At 45.4% G+C, this 24,468-nt stretch carries 24 protein-coding genes; 18 read left to right on the top strand and 6 right to left on the bottom strand.

Annotated elements, in window-relative coordinates:
* The first annotated feature begins 76 nt into the window (after positions 1 to 76).
* Positions 77 to 772: a 5'-methylthioadenosine/adenosylhomocysteine nucleosidase gene (locus NSQ91_RS12625; RefSeq protein WP_076305211.1), complete on the top strand. Its 696-nt coding sequence runs from the start codon at positions 77 to 79 to the stop codon at positions 770 to 772.
* Positions 773 to 775: 3 nt separating this feature from the next.
* On the opposite strand, the gene NSQ91_RS12630 is transcribed toward NSQ91_RS12625, so the two are convergent.
* Positions 776 to 1,408 (bottom strand): GNAT family N-acetyltransferase, encoded by a 633-nt coding sequence (locus tag NSQ91_RS12630; protein ID WP_076305210.1) that lies wholly within the window; start codon positions 1,406 to 1,408, stop codon positions 776 to 778.
* Positions 1,409 to 1,567: 159 nt separating this feature from the next.
* On the opposite strand from NSQ91_RS12630, the gene acsA reads away from it, so the two are divergent.
* Entirely contained in the window at positions 1,568 to 3,292 is a 1,725-nt protein-coding gene (acsA, locus tag NSQ91_RS12635) for an acetate--CoA ligase (protein WP_076129125.1), read from the top strand.
* A gap of 83 nt (positions 3,293 to 3,375) precedes the next feature.
* On the opposite strand, the gene NSQ91_RS12640 is transcribed toward acsA, so the two are convergent.
* Together NSQ91_RS12640 and rpsD are read right to left on the bottom strand one after the other, a co-directional pair.
* The gene (locus NSQ91_RS12640; RefSeq protein WP_076189866.1) at positions 3,376 to 6,291 is read right to left on the bottom strand and encodes a transglycosylase domain-containing protein; all 2,916 of its coding nucleotides are present in this window, start codon (positions 6,289 to 6,291) and stop codon (positions 3,376 to 3,378) included.
* Positions 6,292 to 6,535: 244 nt separating this feature from the next.
* Entirely contained in the window at positions 6,536 to 7,135 is a 600-nt protein-coding gene (gene rpsD, locus NSQ91_RS12645) for a 30S ribosomal protein S4 (protein ID WP_036686147.1), read from the bottom strand.
* A 400-nt stretch (positions 7,136 to 7,535) separates the two neighbouring features.
* On the opposite strand from rpsD, the gene NSQ91_RS12650 reads away from it, so the two are divergent.
* The 8 genes from NSQ91_RS12650 (at position 7,536) to NSQ91_RS12685 (ending at position 13,946) form a co-directional block, all read left to right on the top strand.
* Complete coding sequence (locus tag NSQ91_RS12650; protein WP_076305209.1) at positions 7,536 to 9,539, top strand: sensor domain-containing diguanylate cyclase; 2,004 nt, start codon at positions 7,536 to 7,538, stop codon at positions 9,537 to 9,539.
* A gap of 375 nt (positions 9,540 to 9,914) precedes the next feature.
* Entirely contained in the window at positions 9,915 to 10,136 is a 222-nt protein-coding gene (locus NSQ91_RS12655; protein ID WP_340918017.1) for a hypothetical protein, read from the top strand.
* Positions 10,108 to 10,344 carry a hypothetical protein gene (locus tag NSQ91_RS12660; RefSeq protein WP_340918021.1) on the top strand — a complete coding sequence of 79 codons (237 nt, stop codon included), beginning with the start codon at positions 10,108 to 10,110 and terminating at the stop codon, positions 10,342 to 10,344. Before NSQ91_RS12655 ends, NSQ91_RS12660 begins: the two co-directional genes overlap by 29 nt.
* A 455-nt stretch (positions 10,345 to 10,799) precedes the next feature.
* Entirely contained in the window at positions 10,800 to 10,952 is a 153-nt protein-coding gene (locus tag NSQ91_RS12665; protein ID WP_179088161.1) for a hypothetical protein, read from the top strand.
* A 26-nt stretch (positions 10,953 to 10,978) separates the two neighbouring features.
* The gene (locus tag NSQ91_RS12670) at positions 10,979 to 11,884 is read left to right on the top strand and encodes a hypothetical protein (RefSeq protein ID WP_076304152.1); all 906 of its coding nucleotides are present in this window, start codon (positions 10,979 to 10,981) and stop codon (positions 11,882 to 11,884) included.
* Positions 11,885 to 11,979: 95 nt separating this feature from the next.
* On the top strand, positions 11,980 to 13,095 hold the full coding sequence (locus tag NSQ91_RS12675) for an aminopeptidase (RefSeq protein WP_076136119.1): 1,116 nt from the start codon (positions 11,980 to 11,982) through the stop codon (positions 13,093 to 13,095).
* 106 nt (positions 13,096 to 13,201) lie between these two features.
* A complete protein-coding gene (locus NSQ91_RS12680; protein ID WP_036686154.1) occupies positions 13,202 to 13,447 on the top strand; it encodes an HPr family phosphocarrier protein in 246 nt (81 codons plus the stop codon).
* Between the two features lie 202 nt (positions 13,448 to 13,649).
* On the top strand, positions 13,650 to 13,946 hold the full coding sequence (locus NSQ91_RS12685; protein WP_036686156.1) for a YlaN family protein: 297 nt from the start codon (positions 13,650 to 13,652) through the stop codon (positions 13,944 to 13,946).
* A gap of 87 nt (positions 13,947 to 14,033) precedes the next feature.
* Here NSQ91_RS12685 and cax read toward each other — a convergent pair whose 3' ends face one another.
* Positions 14,034 to 15,104 carry a calcium/proton exchanger gene (gene cax, locus NSQ91_RS12690; protein ID WP_076304153.1) on the bottom strand — a complete coding sequence of 357 codons (1,071 nt, stop codon included), beginning with the start codon at positions 15,102 to 15,104 and terminating at the stop codon, positions 14,034 to 14,036.
* A 154-nt stretch (positions 15,105 to 15,258) separates the two neighbouring features.
* On the opposite strand from cax, the gene NSQ91_RS12695 reads away from it, so the two are divergent.
* On the top strand, positions 15,259 to 15,624 hold the full coding sequence (locus NSQ91_RS12695; protein ID WP_019911482.1) for an Asp23/Gls24 family envelope stress response protein: 366 nt from the start codon (positions 15,259 to 15,261) through the stop codon (positions 15,622 to 15,624).
* A gap of 88 nt (positions 15,625 to 15,712) precedes the next feature.
* Here the strand turns inward: NSQ91_RS12695 and ftsW are convergent, their stop codons facing one another.
* Together ftsW and NSQ91_RS12705 are read right to left on the bottom strand one after the other, a co-directional pair.
* Positions 15,713 to 16,954 (bottom strand): putative lipid II flippase FtsW, encoded by a 1,242-nt coding sequence (gene ftsW / locus NSQ91_RS12700; protein WP_081391836.1) that lies wholly within the window; start codon positions 16,952 to 16,954, stop codon positions 15,713 to 15,715.
* Positions 16,951 to 17,298 carry a YugN family protein gene (locus NSQ91_RS12705; protein WP_036686159.1) on the bottom strand — a complete coding sequence of 116 codons (348 nt, stop codon included), beginning with the start codon at positions 17,296 to 17,298 and terminating at the stop codon, positions 16,951 to 16,953. The genes ftsW and NSQ91_RS12705 overlap by 4 nt, the downstream gene beginning before the upstream one ends.
* Before the next feature lie 239 nt (positions 17,299 to 17,537).
* Here NSQ91_RS12705 and NSQ91_RS12710 point away from each other — a divergent pair, with 239 nt between their 5' ends.
* The 7 genes from NSQ91_RS12710 to NSQ91_RS12740 all read left to right on the top strand — a co-directional run bounded on the left by NSQ91_RS12710 (position 17,538) and on the right by NSQ91_RS12740 (position 24,332).
* Entirely contained in the window at positions 17,538 to 18,719 is a 1,182-nt protein-coding gene (locus NSQ91_RS12710; RefSeq protein WP_076223878.1) for a M20 family metallopeptidase, read from the top strand.
* 63 nt (positions 18,720 to 18,782) lie between these two features.
* Complete coding sequence (locus NSQ91_RS12715; protein WP_076129131.1) at positions 18,783 to 19,214, top strand: CBS domain-containing protein; 432 nt, start codon at positions 18,783 to 18,785, stop codon at positions 19,212 to 19,214.
* A gap of 119 nt (positions 19,215 to 19,333) precedes the next feature.
* Positions 19,334 to 21,046 carry a DNA repair helicase XPB gene (locus tag NSQ91_RS12720; RefSeq protein ID WP_076304155.1) on the top strand — a complete coding sequence of 571 codons (1,713 nt, stop codon included), beginning with the start codon at positions 19,334 to 19,336 and terminating at the stop codon, positions 21,044 to 21,046.
* Entirely contained in the window at positions 21,043 to 22,968 is a 1,926-nt protein-coding gene (locus NSQ91_RS12725) for a helicase-associated domain-containing protein (protein ID WP_340918032.1), read from the top strand. Before NSQ91_RS12720 ends, NSQ91_RS12725 begins: the two co-directional genes overlap by 4 nt.
* A 20-nt stretch (positions 22,969 to 22,988) precedes the next feature.
* A complete protein-coding gene (locus NSQ91_RS12730) occupies positions 22,989 to 23,426 on the top strand; it encodes a YlbF family regulator (RefSeq protein ID WP_076129134.1) in 438 nt (145 codons plus the stop codon).
* 40 nt (positions 23,427 to 23,466) lie between these two features.
* Positions 23,467 to 23,730: a YlbG family protein gene (locus tag NSQ91_RS12735; protein ID WP_036686170.1), complete on the top strand. Its 264-nt coding sequence runs from the start codon at positions 23,467 to 23,469 to the stop codon at positions 23,728 to 23,730.
* A gap of 164 nt (positions 23,731 to 23,894) precedes the next feature.
* Positions 23,895 to 24,332 carry a hypothetical protein gene (locus NSQ91_RS12740; protein ID WP_076129159.1) on the top strand — a complete coding sequence of 146 codons (438 nt, stop codon included), beginning with the start codon at positions 23,895 to 23,897 and terminating at the stop codon, positions 24,330 to 24,332.
* Positions 24,333 to 24,468: the final 136 nt, after the last annotated feature.

A 24,468-nucleotide genomic window follows, 5' to 3' on the forward strand; every position in this document is an offset into this window, starting at 1 on the left:
TTATTCCGTAAAAAGCTCCTTATGGAGCTTTTTATGTTTTTATTTGCTAAATAAATCTTCAAAGGAGGTATTTACTGTGAGTGAAGTCATCGGATTAATCGGAGCGATGGATGAAGAAATCAAGCTGCTTCTAGAGGGTATGGAGGACAAGCGGACAAAAGTTAAAGCAGGTATACAATATTACTTAGGAAACATATTAGGCAAATCCGTAGTGCTCTGTAAATCTGGCGTGGGTAAAGTAAATGCAGCAGTTACGACTCAGATTCTAATTGATAATTTTGGCGTATCCCGTGTGTTGTTTACGGGGGTTGCTGGAGCAGTACATCCTGAATTGAATATTGGAGATATTGTTATATCGTCTACATGTGTACAACATGACATGGATGCTACGGGGCTTGGATTCGCAAGAGGCGAAATTCCTTATCAGGAGACTTCCGTCTTTCAGGCAGACCCTGCGCTAGTACAGCTTGCTGAGAAGGCATGCAATGAGCTAGGTCAAAAGTACTTGATAGGCAAGGTGTTATCTGGTGATCAATTCATTTCTAATGCGGAGATTGTAGCTGAATTAAGAGAGCAAATGGATGGAGCTTGTGTGGAAATGGAAGGGGCGGCGGTTGCCCAAGTCTGTCATATGAACGCCACACCCTTTGTCATCATTCGCTCCATGTCAGATAAGTCTGATGGATCAGCTGAGGTGAATTTCAGGGAATTTACAGAACAATCCTCACAACGCTCGCATTCCATATTAGAATTTATGCTGCAGCATATTTAATGATCAATACATAAAGCGTTGTCTAAAACGTACTCTGTCAAAGGTCTCCTGGGAGGACATGGGCACCTCTTGTCCAATGCGAACCATTAGGCAGTTAGCGGGATGTGAACAAATTTCTGGATCATCCGTAGCATACCAAACCATATTAACCGTCTTCATCAGCCGTTCCATCATCTGGCGATAGGCCCATACGTCCAGCCCACTGCCTTTTAAATCCCAGTGCCAGTAATACTCTGTTGTAAAAACAATACAATTCTCCAATTGCTCCCGCTCAAAAGCAGTAGAAACCAGCAGCCGGCCTAGTCCGGCCCCTCTATAATCATTACTCACCTCTATCGCTCCAAGCTCAATAAGATCCTCCATACCACCCTGTGACCATAACTCCATTTCATCTGGATAATGGAAGGTCACATAGCCTACTATAACGTCATTCTCTACTGCGGTAATTACACGGCCCTCTGGCAAGCTGGCGATCTCTACGAGCGCCTCTTGCTGCTCTAAGGGCCTGCGGAAAGCATCAAGGTCCTGATGCATATGCAGGACTTCAAGGTCCTCGGGAGATCGGGGTCCGCTCACAGTTATCGTTCTACCCATATAGCAGAGAGTATGGGAAATAGGGATTTTGCGATGCTCCATGACAGTGCTCCTTTCAGATCAAAAAAATGGTATGTAAACGCTTGCTATGGTATACTAATTCAGACATAAAAAATTCACATTCATTGCATTGACATCATTATTTAAAACATGAGTCTTACCCTTAAAGCTTAAATCAAACGAGTGAGGGAGGCAAGAGTGATGGGTCAAGTCCATAGCGAAATTTTGCCGGGTCGTGTGCAGAGCTCCAATATGTCTGATTATGCGGAGGCAGTAGCCAATTTTGAGTGGGAGGATGTTGAACGTAATTTCTCATGGTATGAAACCGGCAAGGTTAATATGGCCTATGAAGCCGTTGATCGCCATGTGGATGAAGGGCGGGGAGCGGCAACGGCCCTACTCTACAGTGACACTGTACGGGAAGAATCCTATACATTTGCCGATCTGCAGGAGCGGTCGAACCGGTTCGGAAATGTATTGCGTAAATATGGCATCGGTAAAGGAGATAGGGTATTTATTTTTATGCCTCGCCAACCGGAACTGTATTTCAGTCTGCTAGGTATTCTCAAAATCGGAGCCATAGCAGGACCCTTATTTGAAGCCTTTATGGAAACAGCAGTTAAGGATCGTTTGGAGGATAGTGGGGCTGTTGCGCTGGTAACTACGCCTGAATTGCTGCATCGGGTCAAGCGAGAAGAGCTTCCTGAGCTGCGTCATATTTTTCTAGTAGGTGGAGCAACTGATATTGAGCAAGGAAACTTAGGATTCGCAGAAGAGATGGCTAACGTTTCTGCTGATCTTAATTTAGAATGGCTTGATTTGGACGATGGCCTTATTATGCATTATACTTCTGGTTCTACAGGTAAGCCAAAAGGCGTTTACCATGTGCATAGAGCAATGATTCAACATTATTATACAGGTAGAGTAGTGCTAGATCTACGTCAAGACGATATATACTGGTGTACGGCAGATCCTGGCTGGGTGACCGGAACTTCATACGGCATATTTGCCCCTTGGTTAAACGGGGTGACCAATGTAGTCAGAGGCGGCCGCTTTAGTCCTCAGGATTGGTATAAGACAATCGAACGGAATAAGGTATCTGTATGGTACAGCGCACCTACAGCTTTTCGTATGTTGATGGGTGCAGGGGAGCACTCTTTACAGGGGATTGATTTAAGCAGTTTGCGCCATGTTCTATCGGTTGGTGAACCGTTAAATCCGGAAGTAGTACGTTGGGGAGATAAATTTTACAATCAGCGTATTCATGATACTTGGTGGATGACTGAAACAGGGGCACAATTGATTTGTAATTATCCGTCAATGGATATCAAACCAGGCTCGATGGGCCGTCCGTTACCGGGGATTGAAGCAGCGATTCTGGATGACCGGGGAAATGTTCTCCCGCCTTTTTCTATGGGGAATCTTGCGATAAAAACTCCGTGGCCATCCATGATGAAAACGATCTGGAACAATCAGACGAAGTATGAGGAATATTTCCGGATTCCTGGCTGGTACATTTCTGGCGATTCAGCTTATATGGATGACGAAGGATACTTCTGGTTTCAGGGACGAATTGATGATGTCATCAACTCTTCTGGTGAGCGTATTGGTCCATTTGAAGTGGAGAGCAAATTAGTGGAGCATCCGGCAGTGGCAGAAGCGGGTGTAATCGGCAAACCGGATCTTGTGCGGGGGGAGATTATTAAGGCTTTTATCTCGCTTAGAGAAGGTTATACTCCAACTGCTGCCTTGAAAGAGGAGATCGCCGCTTTTGTCAAAGCGGGTCTGTCTGCACATGCTGCCCCGCGGGAAATCGAGTTTAAGGATAAACTTCCGAAGACACGATCAGGTAAAATCATGCGGCGTGTACTGAAGGCATGGGAGTTGCATCTACCGACAGGAGATCTATCCACGATTGAGGATTAGAATGAATTGTAAAAAAACACCGTTCCCGGATGAATTCATGGGAACGGTGTTTTGCTGTGTAAAATTATTTAATGATCTTTGGGTTAACGTGTCCCTGCATTATTACCTGCTGTGGTATTATTACTGCCTCCAGTACTGTTACCTCCGCCGGCTGGTGTTTCCGTCGGTAGTAGCGGGAGAATGTTACCTGGATCCTCAATAACGTCTCCTGGTGTCGTCTCAGGCTCTGTAGGCGCCTCTGTACCAGGTTGTTGATCAGGTGTAGGAGTTGCTTCGGGTGTTGGTGTAATCCCTCCAGCAACGCTGCCAGAAGCCGTCTCATTACCTGCAACATCCACGGCTGTTACATAAAAGGTTGCATTAGCACTTGCAGGTGTACCCGGTGTGAATACCTTGTTCTCATCTGCCATGAGTATAGATTGCTTCTGGAAAGAACCTCCGTTTAATGAACGATATAAGCGGTATCCCACAACATCTGCCGAGCTGCTAGCGGAGAAGCTGATGACCGCTTTACCAGTGCTATAAGAGACGTTAACATTTCCGGGAGCAGCAGGGGAAGCCCCATCGTCCACACGTGGATCAACTTCTGTTGGAAAATCCGTCTTGGCATCGGCTGGCATATAATACTCCAGTGATTTATGATCCTTCATCTTAGGGAAGGCAGCCAGGAGTTCTTTGACTAGTTCCTGTATCGGCTTCTCGCGTTTAACGACGATTTTTTCCTTTAGGAACTCCTCTGGAGTGCCTTCCAACGGGATATAATTGACGCCTTTGTAAGTAATATACTTGGCTTTGGAAATCCCGTCGTCGCTCTCTTTTGGCACATATTTTGTATTAAATATATCCGTTGTGAATTTATCAGTCAGGGATGTTGGCAGTTTGCCGCTATATGCGGAAACTGTCTTTTTAATAATTCCCTCAGGTTGTGCAAATTTGTCTGTGACGAATAGTTCCGGCTGCTTATCAATGACAGCATTCAACACTTTTGCCCATAATGTTTGGGCTTGACGTTTTTGTGTATCTCCCGTAAGGGTGTTGATTTGCTCTTTGTAGCCGACCCACATTCCCAGTGTGACATCAGGAGTGTAGCCCATAAACCATACGTCTCCATAATTCTGGGTAGATCCAGTCTTACCGACAATCGGAATTTCTTTAGAGTGTTTGTATTCTCTTTTTACGGTGCTGGCTGTACCCTCTGTAATTACAGTTCGCAGCATATCTGTCATTAGGTAAGCTGTTTGCTTAGAGAATACTTGCTCAGGATTAACCTTGTGCTGATAGATAATTTTGCCCTCTGAATTGACGATTTTCTCAATCATGTAGGCATCATTAAAAGCTCCTTGGTTACCGATAGCGGAATAGGCATTGGTTAACTCTTCTACGGATACACCGTATTTGAGACCACCTATAACTCCAGTCTGCGCGCTGTAATCATCATCTGTGAGGGTGGTGATCCCCAGCTTTTTAGTAAAGGCCCAAGATTTCTCTATTCCGACCTTTTCATTAAACAGCTTAAGCGCAGGCAAGTTGAGCGATTTGTTAAGTGCGTAACGGGCAGTGACCAGACCTTGATAGCGATTATTGGCATTCTTAGGAATGTGGAATCCTTTTCCGCCGTCTTTTAGAATAATTGGCGCGTCATCCACAATCCCGGCAGGCTGAATTAGCCCTGCATCTAAGGCTGGTAAATAAGCTGAAATTGGCTTCATGGTCGATCCGGGCTGACGGATCATTTGAGTAGCATAATTCATCTGCTCAATATTGAAGTCGCGACCCTCAATCATGCCGAGAATGGCTCCGCTTTTGTTGTCGATTAACATGCCAGCCGTTTGTTCCATACCTTTGGTTTTGCTGTCTTTAGTAAAATTATTGCTGTCTTCTGAGACACTATGCATTGCATTGTAAACTTTTTTATCAATGGTTGTGTAGACTCGATAACCGCCGGTCATGAGCTGCTGTCTTGCTTCCTCAAGTAACACGGCATTGTCAGTAGTGCTATTGGCATCCGTTGTGCCATTTTTCTCTTCATTCAATGATAGAAGGATCTCGGATGCTTTACGCTCAGTCTCCATCATCAGGTATGGATAGGTAGCATAGGCTTTTTTGGTGTGCGGCGCCAGAGAACTCTTGATATCAAATTGAAGGGCTTCATCATATTGAGAGGTAGTAATCTTATTCTCTTCAAGCATACGACGAAGTACAAGATGTTGACGGTCCATAGCTCTGTTGAAAGCTTTTTCGTTGAATTCACCTATGCCATTAAATGCAGAATAAGTGGAAGGGAGCTGCGGAAGACCAGCCAAATAAGCTGCTTGAGCCACATTCAATTTGTCCAGATCGTCTAGACCGAATATCCCTTTGGCTGCTGCTTTAATTCCGAATACATTGTAGCCATTCGAGCCATTGCCGAAAGGAACCTTATTCAGATAAGCCGTTAATATTTCTTGTTTGGTCAAGAAGCGTTCCAATCTAAGAGAAAGTAGAATTTCTTTTACTTTGCGATCTTCTGTCCGATCCAGATTCAGGAATACACGTCTTGCGAGCTGCTGGGTGAGTGTACTGCCTCCGGTTTGAACGGATTCATTGAGAAGCTTTTGTTTGACGGCACGCAAGGTGCCTTTGAAATCCACGCCATTATGCTCATTAAAATTATTGTCCTCTATAGCGAGAACTGCATCGATAATAAGCTGGGGGATATCGTTGAATTCAATGAGCCTTCGGTCTTCTTCTGTCCGAAGCTGGCCGATCGGTGCGCCGTCTCGGAAATAAGCGAATCCGGTGATCGCATTTTGACTGACCTGCTGCTGAATCATTTCTTCGGAGCGAACAGGTTCATCCTTCACAATGGAAGCGACATAGCCTGCTACAGCACCACCGGCAAATAGAACGCCTATTATTCCAAGAATAAACATCCACTTAACTACAGAACCGAACCTGCTTAGGGCGGATCTGCGGGGTGAAGGCTTCTTAGCGTTTTTTTTCTTGTTCTCTTGAGCCATCGACGATAATTCCTCCTTTTAACGGAATTATTATAGCATAAATTGGCGTTTTTGAATGCGCTTCTACCTGATTCTCATGGACTTAAGATTCGACTTTTGTGCAAAAATTATAAATAAAGTAATTTAGGGTATGATTTGCGGAAGCATAACCTTTTACAAACGGCATGGAATTTAGGATATTGACATAACAAAAAGCCCCCGGATTAATCCGGAGGCTTCGGTCATACCCGCTAAAAGCGAGATATTAACGGTTGTAGAACTCGACGATTTGTTTCTCATCGATATCCTGGGAAAGCTCGGAACGTTCTGGCAAACGAATATATTTACCTTCGAAAGATCCTTCAGCATATTCCAGGTAAGCTGGAAGGTGGTTACGGTTAGCAAGAGCTTCTTTAATGGAAGCCATGCCTTGGCTCTTCTCGCGAAGACCGATAACGTCGCCCAAGCTTACACGGTAAGAAGCGATGTCGACTTTTTTGCCGTTTACAGTTACGTGTCCGTGGGATACCAACTGACGTGCTCCAGCACGGGAGTTAGCAAATCCAAGACGGTAAACTAGGTTGTCCAAGCGGCTTTCAAGCAAGAACATGAAGTTTTCGCCCGCAAGACCTGGAAGTTTTTGTGCTTTAGCGAAGAGAGTACGGAATTGTTTCTCTCCCAAGCCGTACATGTGACGCAGTTTTTGTTTTTCCAAAAGCTGCATTCCGTAGTTACTTACTTTTCTGCGTTGGTTAGCGCCGTGTTGTCCTGGTGGGAAAGGGCGTTTCAGGTCTTTGCCTGTACCGCTAAGGGAAATGCCCAGACGGCGGCTGAGTTTGAATTTAGGTCCGGTGTAACGTGCCATGTTATAGTAGACTCCTTTATATTTGAAATTTCAGGTTAGGGCTCTATTTGCGCCGCATTTCGTATCCGTGATTAGCATTAATGGCTTCCACACTACCAGGGAAGTTCAGCCGCTGCCCTGGCAGTAACGAAATGCGTGAGGGTGACACAACGTTACGCCCAAGTAAGACTTGTTACAGTCTTGTTCAACAATAAATATTATATGAAAGTAGCATATAAAGTCAAGCGCATATTAAAAGAGTTTTTGTCATTCTTTGTCGTTAGTTCTTTGGTCCTAAAAAAAATCCCGGAAATAAGGAAAATATAATGCAATACACAAAGAAAGGGAGTAAAATATAGTTAATTAGATGTTAATTGGGAAGTTTTTTTTTCTTAAATGAGAAGCAAAGGGGATCTTCGTTATGTCAGAACAGAAAGCATACGCTTCTCAAGACAGTCGTATGCTGATACAGGACAAATTGCACACTAGTAGAGATTCCGAAGATCCCACCGCCTGGCTTAGGGAAACGGAAATAGTGTCCCATGACTTCCCATATTTGGCCAATCTGATTGCAGACAGCTTCGAGGAATGGATCGATGGGCTAGAGGCTCTACCATTCGCTAAATCATGGGATTGGTGTGTGCTGAATTTTGAAGGCAGATATTTTGCTAATATTGCCGATCAGCAAGAACGATGGAGGCACCAATGGGAGCAAGCGGCTGCAGCTAGTTTACTTTCTGGCGCAACCTCATCTGTTCAACTTACGGTGCAGGGTCAGGCTATGAGCTTTTTTACTATACCGCTCATCACTCGCGTTGACAAAGAAATTTTTGCCTTCCTGGGCTGTGCTATGCCGACACAACAATATTTAATGGGTGGACGAGATACTGCTGAGGCTATATCTTTGCAGTACCGGACCATATTCTATCATAAGTTTGAACATATTTTTGTAACTGATCTTGCGAGTGTTCATCAACATGCTGAACGTGAGAGCAATCGCCGCTCCTTGTTATTTCAGATCGTTCAGCGGATGCATGACAATATTGATGTGAACGCTGTGCTTACGGAGGTTATAGATAGCATTTCTGCAATGTACCCTGGTGCCAGGCTTGAGCTGTTTATGTCGCAAGATCACCGCAGCACTCATCCGCAGGTCAAACCTTTACCGTTTCAGATGTCCAGTGATGATGTCTGCGCTAGAGCATTTAAAGACGGCCGTGTTGCTCTGAACACCAACACTGAAGATCAACACATTGTAGAGATTGGTCTTCCGCTAGGCGGGAAGCAAGGGGTTTATGGCGTATTCCACATGGTGATGGATAACTCGATCTTTATGGATGTAGATTTACGGTTTCTCTCGATGGTGGCGGATACCGCAGGTACTGCTTTTGAGAATGCCAAGCTGTATGAACGCTCCAATCAGCTCATTCGTGAGCTGCGTATGAGTAACGAACTTACACAACGGCTGAATCAGAGCTTGCGTTTAGGGGATATTTTTCAATTTGCGTTTGAAGAGCTGCTTGAGATGTTTGGCGCTGACTACTGCTGTATTTTACATATGAACGAAGAAAAGGGCGGGCTAGAGGTTATTGCTTGCAATCATTCCTCCTTGCAAAATGAAATTTTAGAAGTAGGACAAGGTTTAGGCGGGAAGGTCTATACTACTGGGGAATCATTAATCATGTCTAACTACATAGATAATCCTAATACTACTTCTCGTTTAATGAATGCTACCGGGTCGCAGTCGCTGATTGCCACACCTTTAAGTGTAGGTGGTGAAGTGCGTGGTGCCATCATGTTGGCGCATCGCGATGCCCATTATTTCTCTTATGACAATTACAGATTGCTTCAGGCGATGGCGGGGCATATTGGACTAGCTGTAGGGAATGCAAGGCTGCATGCCGAAGTTAGACGTCTAGCGAACAGAGATAGCCTAACTGGACTTTATGCTCGTCATTATCTGGACGAAGAAATAAAGGAACGGCAGTCTACAGATTTTTGCGGTTGCTTAATTGTTGTGGATATCGATCAGTTCAAGATGGTGAATGATACCTATGGTCATCAAAAGGGCGACAAGATCTTAAAAGAGGTCAGTGAAATTGTGAAGTCCTCCATCCGTCAAGGGGATATTGCTGCGAGGTGGGGTGGAGAAGAACTGTCGGTCTATTTACCATTAATGGGAGTAGAACAGGCAGTAAATGTGGCTGAACGTATTCGTAAGAGAGTGATGAATGAGACCGAACCTAATGTAACAGTGTCCTGCGGTATAGCAGAATGGAGCTGGATGGACGAACGTGTAAGCGTCGAATCCCTGTTCTATCGAGCAGATATGGCACTGTATAAAGCTAAGAACAATGGGCGTAACCAAGTGATCGTTGACACTAAAGAGAATGGCAGCGGTGTGAAGGGATTGCCTCATAAGTAAAAAAAATAGCAGAGCAGCGGTTCTCCCGTTATTGGAGAGTCGCTGCTTTTTGTTTTGGCAGATGGCTGGCGCTTCGACTGTGTATCAAATATGCCGCTGCGATGCATTCGGACCCAGATGACGCTATTGGCATGTATTTTGCCTTTGGGGCATGTTTTCGGACACCAGAGACACTATTGCTTAGTAATGGGGGCATATCGGGCGCATTTCGGGTAAATAGCTGCGCTGGAGTCCGTTGGTATGGGAAATATCGGGAAATGCTGCGTTAAGGGTCAGCTGTGTCCGTTAGAGACAACGGTGCGGCAACTGGCATCGGTAATATTCGCACATCGGCATTTGACCAGCAGTTCTCCCGTAATAAGGAGTTGCTGGTCATTGTTTTTAATAGTTGGCTGGCTGCTTCGACTGTGTATCAAATATGCCGCTGCGATGCATTCGGACCCAGATGACGCTATTGGCGTGTATTTTGCCTTTGGGGCATGTTTTCGGACACCAGAGACACTATTGCTTAGTAATGGGGGCATATCGGGCGCATTTCGGGTAAATAGCTGCGCTGGAGTCCGTTGGTATGGGAAATATCGGGAAATGCTGCGTTAAGGGTCAGCTGTGTCCGTTAGAGATAACGGTGCGGCAACTGGCAGCGGTCATATTCGCACATCGGCATTTGACCAGCGGTTCTCCCGTAATTGGAAGGTCGCTGGTCATTGTTTTTAATAGTTGGCTGGCGCTTCGACTGTGTATCAAATATGCCGCTGCGATGCATTCGGACCCAGATGACGCTATTGGCATGATTTTAGCTTTTTAAGTGAGGTTTCGGACTCCAGAGACGCTATTGCTTGGAAAAGGACTCATTTTGTGCGTTTTTAAGGTCAATTGCTGCGCTGGAGTCCGTTGGTATGGGAAATATAGGGAAATGCTGCGTTAAGGGTCAGCTGTGTCCGATAGAGATAACGGGGTGGCGATTGGCAGCGGTAATATTCGCGCATCGGTACGTGACTAGCGGTTCTCCCGTAATAAGGAGTTGCTGGTCATTGTTTTGTTAGTTGGCTGGCGCTTCGATCGTGTATCAAATATGCCGCTGCGTTGCATTCGGACTCAGATGACGCTATTGGCATGATTTTAGCTTTTTAAGTGAGGTTTCGGACACCAGAGACGCTATTGCTTAGTAAGAGGGGCATATCGGGCGCATTTCGGGTCAATAGCTGCAATGGAGTCCGTTGGCATACGAAATACCGCAAAATACTGTAATTAAGGTCAACTGTGTCCGATAGAGACAACGGCGTGGCGACTGGCAGCGGTAACTTCGTGAGTCTGAAGGTGGTATGTACTGACATTCAGAAGCAAGCGACGAACGCGCATAAGCTAGAGCAATGTATGGAAACCGATAGCAGCAACGTATTTGCATTTGTATAAGGCGCGCAGGAAGGGAGAACCCTATAGTGGGCTGTAAAGTAAAATACTCCAAGAAAGGCCTGATGACCGTGAGAAAGTCATTATTACTGAAGGGGTTAGTTCTTATGATCTTCACCTTGTCCTGCGTGTTCAACAGCGGTTGCAGCGTTATTAGAGACAAACCAGCCAAGGAAGATCTAAGTTTGGTGTTAGCGGGTATAACGGGCAGCGATGGAGTTACTTTTAAAGGGTCAACCATGCTTACAAAAGGTGGAAAGACCGTTCCGGAATCCATGATATTTTACGAAGGCACAGTACAGGACCATAAGAAGGTCAATCTGTATACACTGCTTCCTGATAAATCCTCATCCACAAAAAAATCAGCAAATAGCGCTAAAGATTTCAAAAGCAGCATCACTTCTATGAAAGCTTTCCATAGTCAGCTAGAGAAAAAAGAGGGGGAATGGGTAGCGTTGACCACTGAAGGTTCCTCTGAGGACGGAAATCCGCTTGTTTTGCTTAATCCGTTGAAACAGCTGGAGGAGCTGCAATCCATGGAGGCTAATGTGACTGAAGATGCGGGTGCAGGCAGAGGGACAAATGTGCTGCGGATCGAGCTGACACCTGCTGAGGCCAGAAAGCAGCTGACTGCTGAATTGGAAAAAGAGATGCAAGACCTTCGACCTGAAACACCAGATTCTGCTGGAAAAATAACAAAGAACGATCAGGCGGTTACGCAAGCTTTGGTGGAGCTATGGGAGAAGAAAAATAATGAATTACAGCAAAAGCTGAAACAAGCTAATGTTGAGACTGTCTACCATTTAACCGTTGATACAAAACATAATCTTCCGAGAAAACTCACCTTAAATCGTAAGGTTACCTACTCGGAAGCGGGGAATAAATCTGATAATGAAACTTATGTATCACAGGTGAATTTTTCAGGCTTTCGTTGATTTTCACATTATCCCACAGGTCTTGCGCTCCATACAGGGCGTGCTACAATAGAAAAGCTTGCTTATTTTTTAGACAGAGGAAGGAAGAATACACAATGAAAGATCCCAGAATTCAAAAGCTGGCAGCTAACCTAGTCGGTTATTCCGTAAATGTCCAGCCAGGCGAGAACGTGCTCGTCGAAATGATTGGCAATGAAAGAGATTTAATCAAAGCTGTTGTAGAGGAAATCGGCAAGGCCGGCGGTCATGCTTTTGTACAATTAACAGATCGTACAGTCCTGCGCAGCATGCTTAAATACGCAACTCGTGAGAGTCTTCAGACATGGGCTGAAATTGACTTGAACCGGATGAAGCAAATGGATTGTTATATCGGGATTCGTGCAGGTGAGAATGTGAACGACCTGTCCGATGTTCCTGAAGAAAATATGAAATTGTATAACTCGTTGTACTCTCATCCAGTGCATAGCGAACAACGTGTGAAGCATACGAAGTGGGTAGTACTGCGTTATCCGAATGCTAGCATGGCTCAGCTTGCGAATATTAGCACTGAAGCGTTTGAGGACTTTTATTTCGAAGTGTGTAATTTGGATTACGCCAAGATGGACAAGGCTCAGGATGCTTTAGCTGATCTCATGCGCAGAACGGATAAGGTACATATTTTGAGTGCTGGAACAGATCTTAAGTTCTCGATTAAAGGAATCGGTGCAGAGAAATGCTCCGGGCAAAAAAATATTCCGGATGGCGAGGTTTACAGCGCCCCAGTTCGCGATTCTGTAAATGGAACGATCAGCTATAATGCACCGTCAGTATATAATGGAGTGACCTTTGAAAATATCAAATTTACATTTGAGAACGGAAAAATTGTTGAAGCCACCAGCAATGACTCCGCCCGTTTGAACGAAATTTTGAATTCAGATGACGGCGCACGTCATATTGGCGAATTCGCTATTGGTTTTAACCCTTACATTCTTCACCCGATGAATGATATTCTTTTTGACGAAAAAATCGCAGGCAGCCTGCACTTTACGCCAGGACAAGCATATGATGTTACAGATAACGGTAACCGCTCCTCCATTCACTGGGATCTTGTGTTGATCCAACGTCCAGATTATGGCGGCGGAGAAATTTATTTTGACGATGTATTGATTCGTAAGGATGGAATTTTTGTGTTGCCGGAACTCGAAGGTCTGAATCCTGAAAACTTGAAATAAAATGTAATAACAAGAAAACTCCTTGCACAAGTAAGCGGATTCAATGTATCATAAGAAATGATAACAAAAGACTAAAGTTTTATAATCAAGTTGCGGAGGGATTTCTATGTCCAGTAACAATGCGGCAATTGTCGATATTGCCCAAACGGCAGGCCAGTTCAACTCTTCAATCGTTCTTCAAGCGGACAACAAGTACATTGATGTTAAAAGTATCCTTGGTTTGTTCACTACTTTGGTATCCAGCCAAAGCTATGAGCTTCATGTTCATGGGGCAGATGCTGAAGAAGCTAAGAAGGCAATGACTGAAGTGTTTGCAAAACACGGTTTGAAATTCACAGTTGTTGCTGAGTAATAGTCGTGCTAAAAACGTCCTACCGGTTTTCGGTGGGGCGTTTTTTCTAGAAGTAGATATGAAACTTGATAGGATAACGCAGCAGGTTCTTTTAAATATATGGTTAGTATAAACTGAATTGTTGTATTGATACCGGATTTCGTCTAATATTAAGTAAAATAGTAAAAGCAGCTTAACTTTTGGACATGGGGGGGATAGAGGCATGACTTCATCGGAATTACAGGAACAGTATAATCTTAAAGCAATCAATCTTCTACAAGAAGATGCCGATAAAATTCAGCAACTTATAGAAGTGCAGATGGAGAATCTGGCAACACGCTACTGCCCTCTCTATGAGGAAGTGCTGGATACCCAGATGTACGGTTTCTCCAGAGAAGTGGATTTTGCGGTTAGAGCAGGGTTGGTCCCAGAAATTACTGGTAAAATGGTACTAAGTAAGCTGGAGCGTAACTTAGCAGTACTCTACGAGGCTTTGAACAACAAAGCGAAGGAAGAATAAATATCGGTTTCTTAAGTATTTATAGAAGCGCACATGAGGACGAATCGCTCATGTGCGCTTTTTGTTGTGTACAATGTTTAATAATGATTATACGAGATAGAAGGAGACTCCTAAAATCAGGTAGACCGTTAATAACAAGAGACCCTCATACCAGTTAGTCGAGCCGTCCTGAGTAATTGATTTGGCAATAAAGACAGCTACACCGATGGCGACAATTTCGATGGTCGTAAAAACTATGTCCATTGTATCACCCATGAAATAACTGGCGAAGATTAGGACAGGCGCTACGAACAGGGCGATTTGCAGACTGCTTCCAACCGCAATTTCTACTGCTGCACCGATTTTGTTCTTCATGGCCAGCATAATAGCTGCACTATGCTCTGCGGCATTACCGATGATGGCTACGAGGAACGCACCTACAAACAGCTCGCTGAATCCGAAACGTTCTGTTAAAGTCTCTAACGTTCCTACCAGCCACTCACTCACGAAGGCGACCATTACAGTGGCAAGCACGAGATAAAGGATGGATTTGTTTCTGGACCAAGCAGGGGCATGTTCATGAGCTAATTCTTCTTTACCCTCTTCTGTAACGTCCTCTAGATGTTTCTTATGCGTGATCATGGAGAAGATTAGCCAAGCTATGTACGAAGCGATGAGCAGCCCGGCAACGATTAAACTGAGCACATCTGTATCCTTCTCCGTAATAGAGTGGGTGGTAAAGAACATAGCGGGAACAAATAAGGCAATGACGGCAACGATCATCAGGGAGCCATTCATTCCGGCAAGGGTTACGTTGAAGTTCTGAACTTTGAACTTCATCCCGCCGGCGAAAATACTCAATCCTAGAACAAGCAACAGGTTGCCGATAATAGAGCCGGTAAGACTGGCTTTGACCATGTCGAACAATCCTTCCTTGACCAGGAAGAAGGCAATGATTAGCTCAGCAGCATTGCCGAAGGTGGCGTTAAGGAAGCCGCCCAGTCGCTGTCCGGCATAATGAGCTACACTTTCAGTAGCCCGGCCGAGAAATCCGGCCACAAACACCACAGCGATTGCTGAGAGAATGAACTGCAGGGTATGATCCCAATCGGCATAATGGCCGATTGCACTAAGGATAAAGGCGATACCCATCAGTGATGGTGAAATCCATTTTTTCAATGTAAAGGACACTCCTATCTATGTATTTAGATTGAATTCATAATCAATATACCCAAATTGTTCCTAGGTGTAAACGAGAAAGCGATAAAGTGATTTGCTTTTTAGCCTGTTTTGGAATTACAATAATTGATAATGAGTGTAGGGGGGATATGGCATGGCAGAACAACTTCAACTGGAAATGGGAAATATACGAATTTCAAATGACGTCGTCTCAAAAATTGCCGGTTTGGCTGCCTTGGAGACTCCGGGAATTGCAGCCATGTCTGGTGGCCTGTCAGAAGGCTGGGCGAAACGTCTAAGCGGTAAGAACGTTCAGAAGGGCGTTACCGTTGAAGTAGGACAGCTGGAAGCAGCAGTAGATCTACGAATTATCGTTCTCTATGAAACACCGATCCACGAAGTGTGCCGGATGCTTCAGCAGAACGTACGTGAAGCTGTGGAGAGCATGACTGGACTTCATATTGTTGAGGTAAATGTCAAAGTTGAAGGCGTAGCTTTCAAGAATGATGAAATCTCTTAAAAAACTTGTACACAAAAAAGCAGTCCAAGATTAATTCCCTGGGCTGCTTTTTTACGTGTAAATTCCCTAACCTCCGGCTTTATAAAGCTTACCGGGAACGAACCTGTCTAACCGTTGTTACAGATTTCGTTACTTCCTCTTTGGCAGGAAGGTTGGTTTCTCTTGAGATGCTTAGCATAATTCCCATGCACAGCATGCTGACAAGGAGTGAAGAGCCCCCGTAGCTGATAAACGGCAAGGTAACGCCGGTAAGAGGGATTGTATTGGTTACACCGCCGATATTGACAAAGGCCTGAATGGCTATGAGGCCCATAATCCCAATTCCGACGAGGGTACCAAAGGGATCCTTACACCTTAAAGCGATTAGAATACCTCGCCAGATAAAATACAGATATAACATCAAAAATATGGAGGTCCCCAGAAAGCCGAACTCTTCACCAATTACGGGGAAGATAAAGTCCGTATAAGGGTATTTTAGATAGTCCAGCTTTTGAATGCTTTTGCCGAAGCCGGAACCACTTACTCCACCTTGGCCAAGAGCGGTTAAGGATTGAATAATGTTATAACCATCACCCTCAGCAACCTGATAAGGATCTAAAAAGGCAACGATACGACCTTTTCTATAATCCTGAGTGTCAGTGGCTTTATCGGATGGAGATAAGGAATCAATCGCTGCTTTGGCGCCTATAACTAGTCCTACACCCAGCACTAGCAGTGCTATAGAGCCCAGAATATGCTTCATGCTGGCACCACCGGCATAAATAACAAGTCCGCTGGTAGCTACGAGAATAAGGCAAGAACCTAAATCCGGCTGCATCATTATAAGTCCGGCAACAATACCCACGATGACCATTACAGGGATATATCCTGTACGGAAATCTCTAAACCGTTCACCTTTTTTGGTGATGAGTGCTGAGATATACAGGATAATCGATATTTTGGCTAATTCGGTGGGTTGAATTCCAAGTTTTCCGATACTAAGCCAGCTCTTGGCACCATTAATTTTTTCAGAGAAGGCTACCACGAGCAGAAGTATAACGGTGATGATAAAAATAGGTACATACCACTTCTTAAACTTACTGTAGTGAATGTTCATAGCTATAAACATAACAACGATTCCGAGTACGATCCAGATCACTTGGCGTTTAATGAAATATAGAGGGTCATTACCGAACTTCGGGCTTGCTAAGGTTAAGCTTGAGCTAGCACTGAAGACCATGACTAGACCGAAACCCACAAGTAGTAGTGTTAAGATAAGTAGTTGGAAATCGGGTGTTCCTCTTTTGGGCAGGCTGACATTTTGTTTCGTCGTTCCCTTTCTGTTACTCAAGCCTCTAACAGCTGCTTTAATTCAAGAATCCGCTTAGCAGCAGTGTCCAATACTGGTTTTGGCACCGGAGATTCATATTCCAGGCCATGAGGGAAGGTTGCTTTTCCTAAGTATACGGCTTCAATTGCAAGTACGGCATCAGACTTCTCTAGTTTTCCCTCGACAGCGCGAGTGTTAATGCGTAGGAAGTATTCGCCACCATCCTGTGGGTCTTCAATTTTGCAGTCGTAAGTGGCACGATAGTATTCCCATTGCCAGCGGATGAAGCCAGCTTTTGTGGCACTCTCGTCCAGATAGAGAAGATCACTCTTCAATCCTACGAGGCCCGTGTTCTCAAAAATCATAGCACGCATATCCCCCTTATGAAGTATAATGATGAATTTCTGATCCGATTGCTGATGTTCTACCTCATGATAGTATGTTTCTAAAGGTTGTGCAAGAGTAGGCAGTGCCTAACAATACCCAGTTTTTTGCGTTTCTGCTACAATAAAAGAATTATAGTCGTTCGCGGCTGGAACAAAGTGAACAGGACTGCTATCGCTTGCTATGGATGCGGGTTTATCGAGAAGGGGATGGAGAACTTATGAAGAGCTTAGCGGTTGATTCGCTCATGCCGGAGATCGTGGAATGGAGACGCCATTTGCATCGTCATCCGGAGTTGTCTTTTCATGAAAAGGAAACGTCAGCATTTATAGCAGATAAGTTAGCCGAATTTGGAATTGAAGTCAGAAAAAGCGGGAAAGGGTATGGTGTGCTTGGCATACTACGGGGAAAGCGGCCGGGGAAAACTGTGGTTCTTCGTGCGGACATGGATGCCCTACCTATTAAAGAGGAGAACAAGAAGGATTACGTTTCGCAAAATGAAGGGGTAATGCATGCCTGTGGACATGATGGCCACACTTCCATACTGCTCGGTGTAGCCTCTTACTACAGCAGCCGGCTTGAGGAGCTGGAAGGGGAGCTGCGTTTTCTTTTTCAGCCCGCAGAGGAAGTATGCCCAGGAGGGGCGCAGGGGATGATTGCCGAAGGCATGTTAGAAGGAGCGGATGCGGTGTATGGTCTGCATCTGTGGACTCCATTGCCTATGGGAACTGTTGGGAGTGCTCCGGGACCGTTGATGGCATCTGCGGACGAGTTTTTTATAGATATCATTGGCAAAGGCGGACACGGCGGCATGCCTAACCGTACCATTGATAGCATCGTGGCGGGAGCGGCGCTGGTGACCCAGCTCCAGAGCATTGTAAGCCGCTCTGTGAACCCGCTGGAGCCCGCTGTACTCAGTGTAGGGACCATCCAAGGAGGATTCGCCCAAAATGTCATTGCCGAGCAATGCCGGATCACAGGGACAGTACGGGCATTCGACGAGGAGACACGGCATTTGATACGCCAGCGAATCGAAGAAATGACCGTTTCTATTGCCAGCGCTTACGGGGCAGAAGCTAAGATAGATTACGTTATGGGATATCCTCCCCTCGTAAATCACGATGGTGAAGTGCAGCGGTTTTTCGAGGTGGCCCCAGCGGCTTTAGGAGAATCTGTTGAAGTGATTCGGATGGAAAAGCTGATGCCAGCTGAGGATTTTGCCTATTATGTTAAGGAGATTCCAGGCTGCTTTATGTTTGTGGGTGCCGGAAATCCGGATAAAGAGGCTGACTATCCACATCATCATAGCAAATTTGATTTTGACGAAGATGCCATGCTGCACGGAATGAAGCTGCTCATTGCTATGGCGAATTCCTGTATGCGTGAGGACACAATCGTATAATTTCGTTTCATAGAGGAGAACCTATTCCCATAACATGGAGACCATGATTAGGAGGGTTCATTCTTGAAGACAGTGAAAGAGGTTATGACGAAGGAGCCTGCAACGGTTACGCTGCAAGATAATGTGTATGAAGTTGCCGTGAAAATGCGAGATTATGACACTGGATTTATACCTGTTGTTGATAATGAAGAACATAAGACACTGCTCGGTGTAATTACTGACCGCGATCTCGTGATTAGAGGTTATGCGGCTAAACACCCTGGTTCAACCTCAGTGGAAACTGTAATGAGTAAAGAGATTCAGGCCGTCTCGGAGAATACTTCAGTAGATGAGGCTGCAGAGTTAATGGCTGGCTGGCAAATTCGCAGGCTGGCGGTGACACGTGACCAGAAGCTGGTGGGCGTAGTGTCGATTGGAGATCTGGCTGTGCGCGACATTTTTGCGGATGAAGCTGGTGAAGCCCTCCATGATATTTCGCAGCAGCACTTACATTAAATAGTCAGATAGGGAAGCTCATGACCGTTATGCGGGGATGGGCTTTTTCCTGTTATATGAAAATAAACAAAATTACATAGCGCAAGCTTAAATCACTTGAACACTAGGGAGGAAAAGCTATGAATGGATCAGGAGCTTGCATCGTACGCAGGGACCGGACAATTTTACTGGAATGTGCTCATCCGGATTTTGAGGTGGCAAGGAAAAAGCTAGGGACCTTCGCGGAGCTGATAAAAAGTCCTCCTGCTTACCATACCTACCGAATTACCCCTTTATCTCTTTGGAATGCAGCTGCGCTTAATTATACTGCTGAGGAGATTATCACTAGCCTGCATCACCTTGCACGCTGGGGTGTTCCCACAGGATTGGAGGAGGAAATTGAAACTCTTTTGTCCAGATATGGAAAGCTGACTCTTCATGGCCAAGAGACTCAGAATGAGGTCGTTATGTTAAGAGCGGATGCTCCTGAGCTTTTGAATGAATTGAGTGATGTACAAGGTCTAAAAGCGTTGGGTCTACTGAGAATAAATCCTCTGGAATGCTCGTGCCCCGCGGAGAATAGAGGGCTTTTGAAACAAGAGCTGATGAGAATGGGGTATCCAGTTCTCGACTACGCCGGATATCATGAAGGGCAAGCGCTTAGCTTGACCTGGAAGGAGAATCTCGATACCTGCAAGGCTGATTCGGCAAACGATTCATTTGGCTTACGTGAATATCAGCAGGAGGCCGTTCAGCTGTTTCAAGGGACAGAAGGACAAGGGGGAAGCGGTGTGGTGGTGCTGCCTTGTGGCGCAGGGAAGACAATTGTAGGAGTAGCAGTACTTGAAAGTCTCCAATGTGAAACCCTAATTTTAACTTCAAATACAACGTCCGTAAGGCAATGGATGGATGAACTGCTGGAGCGAACAGATTTGGCTGGGGAGGCAGTGGGGGAATATTCCGGTGAAAAAAGAGAAGTGCGGCCAGTTACCATTGCCACCTATCAAATATTAACGCATCGTTCGTCCAAAGACGGTCCGTTTCTCCATATGAAGCTGTTTAACGAACGCAATTGGGGCTTGATTATATATGATGAGGTTCACCTGCTTCCAGCGCCTGTATTTCGGGCTACAGCAGACATTCAGGCTACACGTCGACTGGGGCTTACAGCCACTTTGGTTAGAGAAGACGGGAAGGAAGGGGATGTGTTCTCTTTAATCGGACCGAAACGCTACGATTTGCCTTGGAAGGAGCTGGAGCAGCAGGGCTGGATCGCTGAAGTGGAATGTGTAGAGATCATTGTGCCGATGAATCCGGAGCTTAAACAAGAATATATGTACGCGGCGGCAAAAGAAAAATTTCGTATGGCTTCCTGCAATCCTGCCAAAGCTGAAATTGTAGCTAAGCTTCTAAAGGTCCATACAGGTTCTTCGGTGCTGGTTATTGGACAATATCTCGACCAGTTAAGTGAACTGGCTGACAGGATCGGGGCGCCTTTAATTACCGGCAAAACGAAGCAGCGTGAAAGAGACGAGCTATATGCGGCTTTTAACGAGGGAGATATACAGGTACTGGTGGTGTCAAAAGTAGCGAATTTCGCGGTGAATTTACCTGACGCGTCAATTGCTATTGAAGTCTCGGGAGCTTATGGATCACGGCAGGAGGAAGCCCAGCGACTAGGTCGAATCCTCCGTCCCAAAGCGGGGGAGAATAAAGCCTATTTCTATACACTGGTATCTGAAGATAGCCGGGAACAGGATTTCGCTTTGCGACGCCGGATGTTTTTGACTGAGCAGGGCTATGAATATGTCGTTAAAAAGATGCCGAGTGGAGAGGAGCGAACCATCCATTGAACCAGCTGTCTACAGAAGCATTAGAGGTCTTAAAGCGATTATGTGCAGCTTATGCTGCCCAGCCGTTTGAGGAAGGGAAGGAAGAACGATTGCGCCCTGTGGCGCTTTGTCGTGCTGAGCAAAAGCTTGCAATGAACGAATTGCGCCGCGAGGGGCTGTTAACTGCAAGGCATAAAATATTAGGCGAAAAGCTGTACCAGATTCCTGTTGATCAGCTGCCGGCAATTGAACAAGAATTTTTCCCGTATCAGCCGCAATTCATTGCCGGGCATTTAGTGAGTCTTACCATGGAAGCAGGAGCCGGACTGGCGATAGATTTGTTTCGGGCTTTGCTGTTCACCGCTTGGGAAGGGTTGCCGCTGACAGCCAAGGGGATTATTCATAAAAAGCATCTTAACCGCTTAGCGGCGCAGCTCTCTTTTGGGGAGGAGCATTTGCAAGGGCTCTCCGTAGGTTCTCTATTAGAGGAACAGAAAACTCTTTCTGTCATTGTGACGGTAGACATCCTGCTGTGTCTTGGACTTATCCACAGGCAGAACACCGGATACACGCTTGATCTGGAGCTGTTGGATCGTTGGCTGCAGCTTCCTGAAGCGACGATGAGTGACATTCTTTATGGGATTGTAATTAATCGCTCTGGAAGCGTGGGGCCAGCCGATCAACATTTTCGTTATATAATTTCTAATGCAGATTTTATCCCCGGGAAATGGATAATGCTGCCCGCACTATTAGACTGGATGATGGCTTCTAATCTCACAGGTAACGTTGCCCGTAATGAGCTTGAACAATCAAGCTTGAACTGGTTACGTTGTTTAACAGGCTTTGGCTGGTGTGAACTGGGAGAAACCGCTGAGGGCATGTTGTGTTTTCGCTGGACCGCTGCTAAGCCAATGCTATCTGCTGAGAGGGGATCATTCGCTGCTGTTGGGTCTGGAGATACACAGGAACAGTTTATTGTGCAGCCAGATTTCGAGGTGCTGGTTCCACCGGAGGTCCCCTATTCTGTACGATGGACACTGGCTGGCTGCGCTGAGCTCCAGCAAAGTGATACGATATGGAGCTTCCGGCTGACGAAAGAGAGGTTGGAACTTGCAGCTGAGCGTGGAATGTCACCGAATGACATCATCTCCTGGATAAGTGAGCATGCAATGGGCGGGCTTCCTTCGGTGGTTCAAATGTCCCTTGAGCAATGGGCAAAAAGCATTGGCCGTACTTCACTATCGCAAGTAATTCTCTTGACCTGTCAGACGGAAGCCGATGGAGCTGCTATCGCAGCTCATCCGCGTTTACAGGAGAATCTTGAACGTATCGGTCCTTTACATTTCATAGTGGACCCGGAATATATGGAACAGATACGAAAAGAACTGTACTCCGCGGGGCTAGCGCCTTCCAGAATCATTGGAGGACAGGTGGAGGATACAAACGTAGGGTGGTGTTGGTTTCCTGATGAAACAGGAAACCCCGAAGCTACGTATGTTCTTCCAGAGCTGAATGTAGAACTAGGATTGCTGTCCAAAGGGAATCCTTTTCTTAACCTGCCGGTTATTGCTCCTGAACAAGAGGAGGAGATTCTCTTCGGTGGAGAAAATGTACCGCAGATCTGGAGCAAAGAATGGCGGCATTATCATAGCTCGACTGCACAAAAGGTGATGGAGCAAGGGTTAAGATGGGGAGTCAAGGTGCGTTTTGCACTAAAAGATCAGATGTTAGATTTTATCCCTTCCCGCATAAGCGGAAATCCATGGAGAGTTTCCGGACAGCTGCTCTATCACGATGGTGAAACGGTTGAAGATATAGAGCTCACTCCGGAAGACTGGAAGGAAATGAAGTTAGTTATTCCCAAAGGACGAAGAAATTCCTCTTCTGCTCAAGCGAGTGATTATGGTATGATAGAAAAGTCTACTGAATCGGTAGATCATTAACGAAGAAAAGAGCTGAGTTCATGAGCGTAGCTGAAATAAATACGGTCGATATGGCTGAAGTGCTGACATACGCCTATGAATTAGGCGATATGATTAATCAATCCGCCGAGGTGTCGGATTACTTATACTGGAAAGGACGGGTTGATACGAACCCCGAAATTCAGGCCATGGTCAAACGACTTCAGACTAAGAAGGAGTTGTTTGAAGAAACACAGCGATTCGGACATTTCCACCCGAATTATCATTCAGCAAAGGATGAGGTTTCGGCAGTAGAAGCGGAACTGGAGCGGTTCGAAGAAGTTGTTCGTTTCAAGCTGGCAGAGAAGACCCTTGACGACATTCTGCATTCCATGTCGGAAGCGATTGCTTTTTCAGTATCCGATAGCATTAAAGTACCAAGTAATGATCCTTCCCCTAAAGGTGGATGCGGCAGCGGGGGAAAATGCTCCTGCGGATAAGCTTCCCTTAGGATTTAGAGAGAGAAAGGCGGTTTAGCTTATGTTTGCGGAACGGACAGGATACATCATTTGGGTAAGTGACGTTAAAGCGGCACGTAACCTTGAGAAATACGGAACATTACATTATGTTTCTCGGAAAATGCATTATGCAGTTATGTATGTAAATGCAGAACGGGCCGAGGAAGTTATGAAGAATGTCCGCAGACTCTCCTATGTGCGAAAGATTGAAAGATCTTATCGTAACGAAATTAAGACAGAGTATACTAGTAATGGACCGGACAAGTCCCGTAATTACAGTATGTGATTCCAGGAGATAAACAGGCGCTTAAACAGCGTCTGTTTTTTTTATGCTTATTTACAAAAAAACGCCATTACTCTCGACGGTAGAAACTTGTACAACTTTCGGCAATGAGGTAAGATGACAACATTAAGTGCATACTAAGACCCTTATGGTGGAGTGTGATGATGATGCGCAACAAGGGGACGGATTGGCCCAGCACTTATGAGCCCTTCCACATCATGCTGAACGATTACAGGGTCGCCGATATCGTTATAACCAATCATGCGAAGAGCCGTTATATGGACCGCATCAGCAATGGTGCAAGCAATGCCGAAGAGGTCGCTGCATGGATGTGGCAGTGCCTAATGCAGAATCGGATCAAGCCCTTTTCAAGCAGTGATTATAACGCATATTTAATTGACGATGACTCTGTAGTAATCGCTGAGTTTACGGAATTGACAGGTGAGAGAGATCTCTCAGGCCAGCCATTATATTCTATGATCATCGTTTCGTTTCTTGGGAGAATCTCGGAGATGCCACAGTTGAGAGATTTAAAGACCTATTTTTCACTGCTGCGTAATTCTCACCGCACAAAGCTGTCGAAGAAGAAACGAAGACGCAAATAGTTTATAAAGAAACGGGCAAGAGGCATGCGGCGAGTCTGCATGTCCTTTTTAAAAATATAAGAATTTATATACAGCACGATTATAATATTCTTAAGTTTCTACGAGAAACGATTGTCGTCTTTAAAGGACGTTCTTT

Source organism: Paenibacillus sp. FSL R7-0048 (assembly GCF_038004505.1).
Taxonomy (GTDB): Bacteria; Bacillota; Bacilli; order Paenibacillales; family Paenibacillaceae; genus Paenibacillus_AQ; species Paenibacillus_AQ odorifer.

Excerpts from the sequence above, each read along its gene's own strand:
- NSQ91_RS12680 (WP_036686154.1), top strand. The coding sequence starts at position 13,202 with ATGTCCAGTAACAATGCGGCAATTGTCGATATTGCCCAAACGGCAGGC.
- NSQ91_RS12640 (WP_076189866.1), bottom strand. The coding sequence starts at position 6,291 with ATGGCTCAAGAGAACAAGAAAAAAAACGCTAAGAAGCCTTCACCCCGC.
- acsA (WP_076129125.1), top strand. The coding sequence starts at position 1,568 with ATGGGTCAAGTCCATAGCGAAATTTTGCCGGGTCGTGTGCAGAGCTCC.
- NSQ91_RS12740 (WP_076129159.1), top strand. The coding sequence starts at position 23,895 with ATGCGCAACAAGGGGACGGATTGGCCCAGCACTTATGAGCCCTTCCAC.
- NSQ91_RS12675 (WP_076136119.1), top strand. The coding sequence starts at position 11,980 with ATGAAAGATCCCAGAATTCAAAAGCTGGCAGCTAACCTAGTCGGTTAT.
- rpsD (WP_036686147.1), bottom strand. The coding sequence starts at position 7,135 with ATGGCACGTTACACCGGACCTAAATTCAAACTCAGCCGCCGTCTGGGC.
- NSQ91_RS12710 (WP_076223878.1), top strand. The coding sequence starts at position 17,538 with ATGAAGAGCTTAGCGGTTGATTCGCTCATGCCGGAGATCGTGGAATGG.
- NSQ91_RS12660 (WP_340918021.1), top strand. The coding sequence starts at position 10,108 with ATGGGAAATATCGGGAAATGCTGCGTTAAGGGTCAGCTGTGTCCGTTA.
- NSQ91_RS12730 (WP_076129134.1), top strand. The coding sequence starts at position 22,989 with ATGAGCGTAGCTGAAATAAATACGGTCGATATGGCTGAAGTGCTGACA.
- NSQ91_RS12650 (WP_076305209.1), top strand. The coding sequence starts at position 7,536 with ATGTCAGAACAGAAAGCATACGCTTCTCAAGACAGTCGTATGCTGATA.
- NSQ91_RS12685 (WP_036686156.1), top strand. The coding sequence starts at position 13,650 with ATGACTTCATCGGAATTACAGGAACAGTATAATCTTAAAGCAATCAAT.
- NSQ91_RS12720 (WP_076304155.1), top strand. The coding sequence starts at position 19,334 with ATGAATGGATCAGGAGCTTGCATCGTACGCAGGGACCGGACAATTTTA.
- NSQ91_RS12705 (WP_036686159.1), bottom strand. The coding sequence starts at position 17,298 with ATGATTTTTGAGAACACGGGCCTCGTAGGATTGAAGAGTGATCTTCTC.
- NSQ91_RS12695 (WP_019911482.1), top strand. The coding sequence starts at position 15,259 with ATGGCAGAACAACTTCAACTGGAAATGGGAAATATACGAATTTCAAAT.
- NSQ91_RS12630 (WP_076305210.1), bottom strand. The coding sequence starts at position 1,408 with ATGGAGCATCGCAAAATCCCTATTTCCCATACTCTCTGCTATATGGGT.
- NSQ91_RS12735 (WP_036686170.1), top strand. The coding sequence starts at position 23,467 with ATGTTTGCGGAACGGACAGGATACATCATTTGGGTAAGTGACGTTAAA.